The sequence below is a fragment of the Streptacidiphilus carbonis genome, from assembly GCF_000787775.1.
Taxonomy (GTDB): Bacteria; Actinomycetota; Actinomycetes; order Streptomycetales; family Streptomycetaceae; genus Streptacidiphilus; species Streptacidiphilus carbonis.
Map to the genome: position 1 here is coordinate 28991 of NZ_BBPM01000069.1, position 7312 is coordinate 36302.

The window sequence follows — 7312 nt, forward strand, 5'->3', positions numbered from 1 at the left end:
GGCCCGGTCCCCCGTTCGGAGGACCGGGCCGCACCCCGTGTCCCCACTCTCGTCAGCGCCTAAGGAAGTCACGTGGCACAGCAGCCCACGGCTGCGCAGCAGCGCCCCGGTTCCACCAAGACCCTGCTCAAGGGCACGGACGGGGCCGGTGTCGTACGCCGTACCGTCCTCCCCGGCGGCCTGCGGGTCGTCACCGAGACCCTGCCGACGGTGCGGTCAGCCGCCTTCGGCATCTGGGTCGGCGTCGGCTCGCGCGACGAGACGCCGGTGCTCAACGGTGCCACGCACTACCTGGAGCACCTGCTGTTCAAGGGCACCGAGCGGCGCAGCGCCCTGGACATCTCCTCCGCGCTGGACGCGGTCGGCGGCGAGATGAACGCCTTCACCGCCAAGGAGTACACCTGCTACTACGCGCGGGTGCTCGACAACGACCTGCCGCTGGCCATCGACGTGGTCAGCGACATGCTGACCGGATCACTGATCCGGCAGGAGGACATCGACACCGAGCGCGACGTCGTCCTCGAAGAGATCGCGATGACCGAGGACGACCCGGGCGACGTGGTGCACGACCTGTTCGCCCAGGTGATGTTCGGCTCCTCGCCGCTGGGACGTCCGGTGCTGGGCACCGTCGACACCATCAACGCACTGAGCCGGGACCAGGTGGCCGGCTTCTACAGGCGCCGCTACCGCCCGGAGCACCTGGTCGTCGCCGCGGCCGGGAACGTGGACCACGCCAAGGTGGTCCGCCAGGTCGAGAAGGCCTTCGCCGCGGCAGGCTCGCTGACCCGGACCGAAGCCGTCCCGGCTGAGCCGCGCGGCGGCAGCCGGGCCCTGCGCACGGCCGGCCGGGTCGAGATACTGGACCGGCCCACCGAACAGGCCCACCTGGTCCTCGGCCTGCCCGGCCTGGCCCGCAACGACCCGCGCCGCTGGGCCCTGGGCGTACTCAACTCCGCCCTCGGCGGCGGCATGAGCTCCCGGCTGTTCCAGGAGGTCCGGGAGAAGCGCGGGCTGGCCTACTCGGTCTACTCCTACTCGTCCTCCTACGCAGACACCGGCCTGTTCGGCATCTACGCCGGCTGCCAGCCGAAGCGGGTGGAGGAGGTACTGACCATCTGCCGCGAGGAACTGCAGCGGGTGGCCGACCAGGGCATCACGGAGGAGGAGCTCAACCGGGCGATCGGCCAGATCTCCGGCTCCACCGTGCTGGGCATGGAGGACACCGGCTCGCTGATGTCCCGCATCGGCAAGGCCGAGCTCTGTTACGGAACCCACCTCTCGGTGGACGAGCTGCTGGCGAAGATCTCCGGGGTGACCCTGGACGACGTGCGCGGGGTCGCCTCCACCGTCCTCGCCGCCCACAAGCCCTCCCTCGCCGTCATAGGCCCGGTGACCGGAAAACGCGCCGAACGCCTCACCGAGGCGCTCTAGGGGTCTTTGCCTTCAGAGTCAGCTACGGATCACAGGTCACCGCACAAGGAGTTGCAGCACATGAAGTCCCGTCTCCGCGTCGCCGTCCTAGGTGCAGCCGGCCGCATCGGTTCAGAAGCCGTGTGCGCAGTCGACGCTGCTCCGGACCTGGAACTCGTCGCCGCCCTCGGCCGCGCCGACAAGCTGGAGAAGCTCACCGACACCGGCGCCCAGGTCGCCGTGGAGCTGACCCACCCCGATTCGGTGATGGCCAACCTCGAGTTCTGCATCACCCACGGGATCCACTCGGTGGTGGGGACCACCGGTTGGACCAATGAGCGCTTCGACTCGCTGAACACCTGGCTCGCCGGCGCCCCCGGCACCGGGGTGCTGATCGCGCCCAACTTCTCCATCGGCGCGATCCTCACCATGCGCTTCGCCCAGCAGGCGGCCCGGTTCTACGAGTCCGTCGAGGTCGTCGAGCTGCACCACAAGAACAAGGCGGACGCCCCCAGCGGCACCGCCACCCGTACGGCCCAGCTGATCGCCGCCGCCCGCGCCGAGGCCGGTCTGGCCCCGCAGGAGGACCCGACCACCCACGGCCTGGACGGCGCCCGCGGCGCGGACGTGGACGGGGTGCCGGTGCACTCCGTGCGGATGCGCGGCCTGCTGGCCCACCAGGAGGTGCTCTTCGGGGATCAGGGCGAGACGCTGACGATCCGTCACGACTCACTGCACCACAGCAGCTTCATGCCCGGCATCCTGCTGGGCGTGCGCCGGGTGGTGGACACCCCGGGGCTGACCGTCGGCCTCGAGAACTTCGTCTTCGAGGAAGCATGATCGCCAAGGTCACCTATTTCGGCGTCTCGATCTGCCTGCTGCTCGGCTTCCTGGTCATCGTGGTGATCGGCGGCCAGCTGATGGCCACCGGCAACGGCCTGGGCATCGGTATGGGCATCGCCGCCGAGGTGCTGGTGGCCCTGGGCGCCTGGTTCCTCTGGAAGACCTACCGCTTCGGCCGCCGCAGCGCGGCACTGGCCCGGGAGCTGGAGGCCGAGGGCGGCCTTCCGGTCGACGAGCTGAAGCGCAGCGCCGGCGGCCGCATCGACCGGGACTCGGCGGACGCCGTCTTCGCCCGGCGCCAGGCCGAGACGGAGCGCACCCCGGAGGACTGGCGCTCCTGGTTCCGCCTGGCCGTCGCCTACGCGGACGCCCGCGACACACCGCGCGCCCGCAAGGCCATGCAGCACGCCATCAAGCTCCACGACGGATCGGGATCGGGATCGGGGCAGGGAGCGGGGCAGGGAGCTCCGTCCGCTGGCTGACGACCCGTTCGGCGCCGGGAACGGTCGCGTACTCCAGTTCGGGCAGCAGCGCGCCACCCAGCCGGATCGTGGTGCGCTCCCCGGTCGGGCGCAGCCCCTGGCGCTCGTAGAAGGCCCGGGCCCTGGCGTTGGCCTCCAGCACCCACAGCACGGACTGCTCCCGTCCGTCCGCACGCAGCCGCTCCAGCGCGGCGGTCAGCAGCGGCGCGCCCGCGCCGGTGGACCAGGCGTCCGGATGGGCGTAGAGCGCGTACACCTCGCCGCGGAGCACCCCACCGCGCAGGTGTGCGATTGTCGGCCGCTCCGGGCCGCAGTTGGCGAACGCCACGATCCGCCCGCCCCGCTCGGCCACCAGCAGATGCCGGTCCGGCGGATTCCGCAGAAAGCCCCGTACGGCGCGCGCGATCTCCTCCGGTCCGGTGTCCATGGCCTCCAGGTACACCGGCGGCAGGATGCCCGCGTACGCGGCCTGCCAGGACGCCGCCCGCAGCCGCCGCACGGGTCCGATGTCGGCGGCGGTGGCGTCCCGTATCTCCACCTCGTGCATTCCCGGCCCCTTCCTGTCCCTTCTTGTCTCTTCCTGTCCTGCCTCTTCCTGTTCTTCCCCTGCGAGCAGGATAAGCAGGACGGCGATGCTGTCAGCGGCGACCGATACCCTGAGGGCGGTCCGCAACCGGGACCCGACCGGCCACGAAAGGAATGTGCCAGGTGACCGACGAAGCCCCCGCCGTACCGGAGCCCGTCTTCAGGGACGACGTCACCGTCGAGTTGGTTCGCAGCAGCGCCCAGGACGCCGACGTCCTGTTCGCCGCCCGCGTGTCGACCGCCGGCGAGCAGTCGATCGACGAGCTCGGAAAGGACCCGGCGCGCTCCAAGGGCCTCATCAACTACCTGATGCGCGACCGCCACGGCACCCCGTTCGAGCACAACTCGATGACCTTCCTGGTGAGCGCCCCGATCTTCGTCTTCCGCGAGTTCCACCGGCACCGCAGTGGCTGGAGCTACAACGAGGAGAGCGGTCGCTACCGTGAGCTGCAGCCGGTCTTCTACGTCCCGGCGGCGGAGCGCAAGCTGGTCCAGAAGGGCCGTCCCGGCAAGTACGAGTTCTACGAGGGCACGGCCGACCAGTACAAGGCCGTGAGCTCGGCCATGGAGGAGTCGTACCGTCAGGCGTACGCCGCCTACCAGGCGATGCTCGCCGAGGGCGTGGCCCGGGAGGTGGCCCGCGCGGTGCTGCCGGTGGGGCTGTTCTCGTCCATGTACGCCACCTGCAACGCCCGCTCGCTGATGCACTTCCTCTCGCTGCGCACCAAGGACGAACGGGCCAAGGTGCCCTCGTTCCCGCAGCGGGAGATCGAGATGGTCGCGGAGAGGATGGAGGCGAAGTGGGCCGAGCTCATGCCCCTGACGCACGCCGCCTTCAATGAGCACGGACGGGTCGCGCCCTAGGCAGTGCAAGGGGTGGTCAGGGCTCCTGCTTACAAAGGGTCAGATCTCCCAAATGTCCCATTTGCGGGATATCGCACTGTTCCCTAGAGTCAGAACACGAGCCCCGGTGCCGCCTGAACCCCCGAGCAGGCGGCACCGGGCTCCCCTTCTGTGTTTCTCCTGTTGGACCGCCTGTGCTGGCACGCACCGGCAACGAGTAGCGTTGGGTTCATGGCTCCGACCTCCACCCCCGAGATCCCCTTCGGCAGGGCGCTGACCGCGATGGTGACCCCGTTCACCGCTGACGGCTCCCTCGACCTCGAAGGCGCCCAGCGTCTGGCGGCCCATCTGGTCGACGCGGGCAACGACGGACTCGTCGTGAACGGCACCACCGGCGAGTCGCCGACCACCACCGACGCCGAGAAGAGCGCCCTGGTCAGAGCTGTGGTGGAAGCGGTGGGGGAGCGCGCCCACGTGGTCGCGGGGGTGGGCACCAATGACACCCGGCACTCGATCGAGCTGGCCCACCAGGCCGAGCAGGCCGGGGCCGGCGGCCTGCTGGTCGTGACCCCGTACTACAACAAGCCTCCGCAGGAGGGCCTGCGCCGGCACTTCACCGCGGTCGCCGACGCCACCGGCCTTCCGGTGATGCTCTACGACATCCCCGGCCGCAGCGGCGTTCCCATCGACACCGAGACGCTCGTCCGTCTGGGCGAGCACCCCCGGATCGTCGCCAACAAGGACGCCAAGGGCGATCTCGGCGCAGCCGGCTGGGCGATCTCGCGCAGCGGTCTGGCCTGGTACTCCGGCGACGACATGCTGAACCTGCCGCTGCTGTCGATCGGCGCGGTCGGCTACGTCAGCGTCGTCGGCCATGTGGTCTCGGCCGAACTGCGTGACATGCTGGACGCCCACCTCGCGGGCGACGTGGCCAAGGCCGCGGAGATGCATCAGCGCCTGCTGCCGGTTTTCACGGGTATGTTTCGTACTCAAGGCGTGATCACCACCAAGGCTGCCCTGTCCCTGCAGGGCCTCCCGGCCGGTCCGCTGCGACTGCCGCTGGTCGAGGCCACTGACGCCGAGGTTGAACAGCTGAAGAAGGATCTCATCGCCGGAGGGGTACACCTCTGACATCGGAGGGGTACACCTCCGGACAACAGACTTCCACGTCCTGCCCGCCACCGGAGCTGTGACGTGTTGCACCACGGAAACGAAGAAACGATGCCGCCTGCACTGCGCACCCAACCGGGGTGCGCGGTGTGCGCGGAAAGGAGAGACTTTTGAGCCATCCGCACCCTGACCTGGGCACCCCGCCGCCGCTCGCCGAGGGGGCGCTCCGCGTCACCCCGCTGGGCGGGCTCGGTGAGATCGGCCGCAACATGACGGTCTTCGAGTACGGCGGCCGCCTGCTCATCGTCGACTGCGGCGTCCTGTTCCCCGAGGAGCAGCAGCCCGGCGTCGACCTGATCCTGCCTGACTTCACCTCCATCCGGGACCGGCTGGACAAGATCGACGGCATCGTCCTCACCCACGGGCACGAGGACCACATCGGTGCCGTTCCCTACCTGCTCCGCGAGAAGCCCGACATCCCGCTGATCGGCTCCAAGCTGACGCTGGCGCTGATTGAGGCCAAGCTCACCGAGCACCGCATCCGGCCGTACACGCTGGAGGTGAAGGAGGGCGAGCGCGAGCGCATCGGCGCGTTCGACTGCGAGTTCATCGCGGTGAACCACTCCATCCCGGACGCGCTGGCCGTCGCCATCCGCACCCCGGCCGGCATGGTCGTCGCCACCGGCGACTTCAAGATGGACCAGCTGCCGCTCGACAAGCGGCTCACCGACCTGCCGACCTTCGCCCGTCTGGGCGAGGAGGGCATCGACCTGCTGCTGGTGGACTCCACCAACGCCGAGGTCCCCGGGTTCATCGCACCGGAGCGGGATATCGGCCCGGTGCTCCAGCAGGTCTTCGACCGCGCCGACAAGCGGATCATCGTGGCGAGCTTCGCCAGTCACGTCCACCGCATCCAGCAGGTCCTGGACACCGCCCACGAGTTCGGCCGCAAGGTCGCCTTCGTCGGCCGCTCCATGGTTCGCAACATGGGCATCGCCCGTGACCTGGGCTACCTCAAGGTGCCGGGCGGCCTGGTCGTCGACGTGAAGACGCTGGACGACCTGCCCGACGAGGACGTGGTGCTGATCTGCACCGGATCCCAGGGCGAGCCGATGGCGGCGCTGTCCCGGATGGCCAACCGAGACCACCAGATCCGCATCGTCGAGGGTGACACCGTCATCCTCGCGTCCTCGCTCATCCCGGGCAACGAGAACGCGGTCTACCGCGTGATCAACGGCCTGACCAGGTGGGGCGCGGACGTCGTGCACAAGGGCAATGCCAAGGTGCACGTCTCGGGCCACGCCTCGGCCGGCGAACTGCTGTACTTCTTCAACATCTGCAAGCCCCGCAACCTGATGCCGGTCCACGGCGAGTGGCGGCACCTGCGGGCGGTCTCCGAGCTGGGCCAGAAGACCGGTATCGCCAAGGACCACATCGTCATCGCCGAGGACGGGGTCGTCATCGACCTGGTCAACGGCGCTGCCAAGATCGTCGGCAAGGTCCAGGCCGGCTATGTGTACGTGGACGGCCTGTCGGTCGGCGACATCAGCGAGGGTTCGCTGAAGGACCGCCGCATCCTGGGCGAGGAGGGCATCATCTCGGTCTTCCTGGTGGTGGACTCCAACACCGGCAAGATCACTGCCGGCCCCAACATCCAGGCCCGCGGCTCCGGTATCGACGACGACGCCTTCGGCCCGGCCATCACCAAGATGCAGGACGCCCTGTCCCGCTCGGCCCAGGACGGAGTCATCGAGCCCCGCCAGGTCCAGCAGCTGGTCCGCCGGGTCCTCGGCAAGTGGGTGTCCGACACCTATCGCCGTCGCCCGATGATCCTCCCGGTGGTCGTGGAGGTCTGACGGTTGTGCGAGTGTGCCCCCGTGGGACGAGGTCCGTTCCCACGGGGGCACACTCATGATTTGACACGCTCTTGGCGGGCGCGTAATGTCTTGCGGGTTGCCCTGCGGACAGCGGTGGCAACCAATCCTTCCGAACAGACAGCATGGCTCTTCTTTGGTATGTCGTTTTTCGGGAAAGCGGAT

Annotated in this window: 7 protein-coding genes; 6 read left to right on the top strand and 1 reads right to left on the bottom strand. The window is 69.1% G+C overall.

Annotated features, from left to right (window positions below; all coding sequences use genetic code 11):
• Positions 1-72 precede the first annotated feature (72 nt).
• Genes TR46_RS32940 through TR46_RS32950 form a run of 3 tightly spaced genes read left to right on the top strand, consistent with a single transcriptional unit; the run spans position 73 to position 2735 of the window.
• Complete coding sequence (locus TR46_RS32940) at positions 73-1431, top strand: M16 family metallopeptidase (protein WP_042409326.1); 1359 nt, start codon at positions 73-75, stop codon at positions 1429-1431.
• 60 nt (positions 1432-1491) lie between these two features.
• Positions 1492-2250, top strand: a complete 759-nt coding sequence (gene dapB, locus TR46_RS32945) for a 4-hydroxy-tetrahydrodipicolinate reductase (RefSeq protein ID WP_042409328.1) — start codon at positions 1492-1494, stop codon at positions 2248-2250.
• Positions 2247-2735 carry a tetratricopeptide repeat protein gene (locus TR46_RS32950; RefSeq protein ID WP_042409332.1) on the top strand — a complete coding sequence of 163 codons (489 nt, stop codon included), beginning with the start codon at positions 2247-2249 and terminating at the stop codon, positions 2733-2735. Before dapB ends, TR46_RS32950 begins: the two co-directional genes overlap by 4 nt.
• Here TR46_RS32950 and TR46_RS32955 read toward each other — a convergent pair.
• A complete protein-coding gene (locus TR46_RS32955) occupies positions 2665-3282 on the bottom strand; it encodes a GNAT family N-acetyltransferase (protein WP_052433308.1) in 618 nt (205 codons plus the stop codon). The two genes, TR46_RS32950 and TR46_RS32955, sit on opposite strands and share 71 nt — an antisense overlap.
• Positions 3283-3443: 161 nt before the next feature.
• Between TR46_RS32955 and thyX the strand changes: the two genes are divergently transcribed.
• The 3 genes from thyX (at position 3444) to TR46_RS32970 (ending at position 7129) form a co-directional block, all read left to right on the top strand.
• Entirely contained in the window at positions 3444-4184 is a 741-nt protein-coding gene (thyX, locus tag TR46_RS32960) for an FAD-dependent thymidylate synthase (RefSeq protein WP_439654405.1), read from the top strand.
• Positions 4185-4394: 210 nt separating this feature from the next.
• Positions 4395-5294 (top strand): 4-hydroxy-tetrahydrodipicolinate synthase, encoded by a 900-nt coding sequence (gene dapA / locus TR46_RS32965; RefSeq protein ID WP_042409338.1) that lies wholly within the window; start codon positions 4395-4397, stop codon positions 5292-5294.
• A 149-nt stretch (positions 5295-5443) separates the two neighbouring features.
• Positions 5444-7129: a ribonuclease J gene (locus tag TR46_RS32970; RefSeq protein ID WP_042409342.1), complete on the top strand. Its 1686-nt coding sequence runs from the start codon at positions 5444-5446 to the stop codon at positions 7127-7129.
• The last annotated feature ends 183 nt before the right edge of the window (positions 7130-7312 follow it).

Excerpts from the sequence above, each read along its gene's own strand:
- dapB (WP_042409328.1), top strand. The coding sequence starts at position 1,492 with ATGAAGTCCCGTCTCCGCGTCGCCGTCCTAGGTGCAGCCGGCCGCATC.
- TR46_RS32950 (WP_042409332.1), top strand. The coding sequence starts at position 2,247 with ATGATCGCCAAGGTCACCTATTTCGGCGTCTCGATCTGCCTGCTGCTC.
- TR46_RS32955 (WP_052433308.1), bottom strand. The coding sequence starts at position 3,282 with ATGCACGAGGTGGAGATACGGGACGCCACCGCCGCCGACATCGGACCC.
- dapA (WP_042409338.1), top strand. The coding sequence starts at position 4,395 with ATGGCTCCGACCTCCACCCCCGAGATCCCCTTCGGCAGGGCGCTGACC.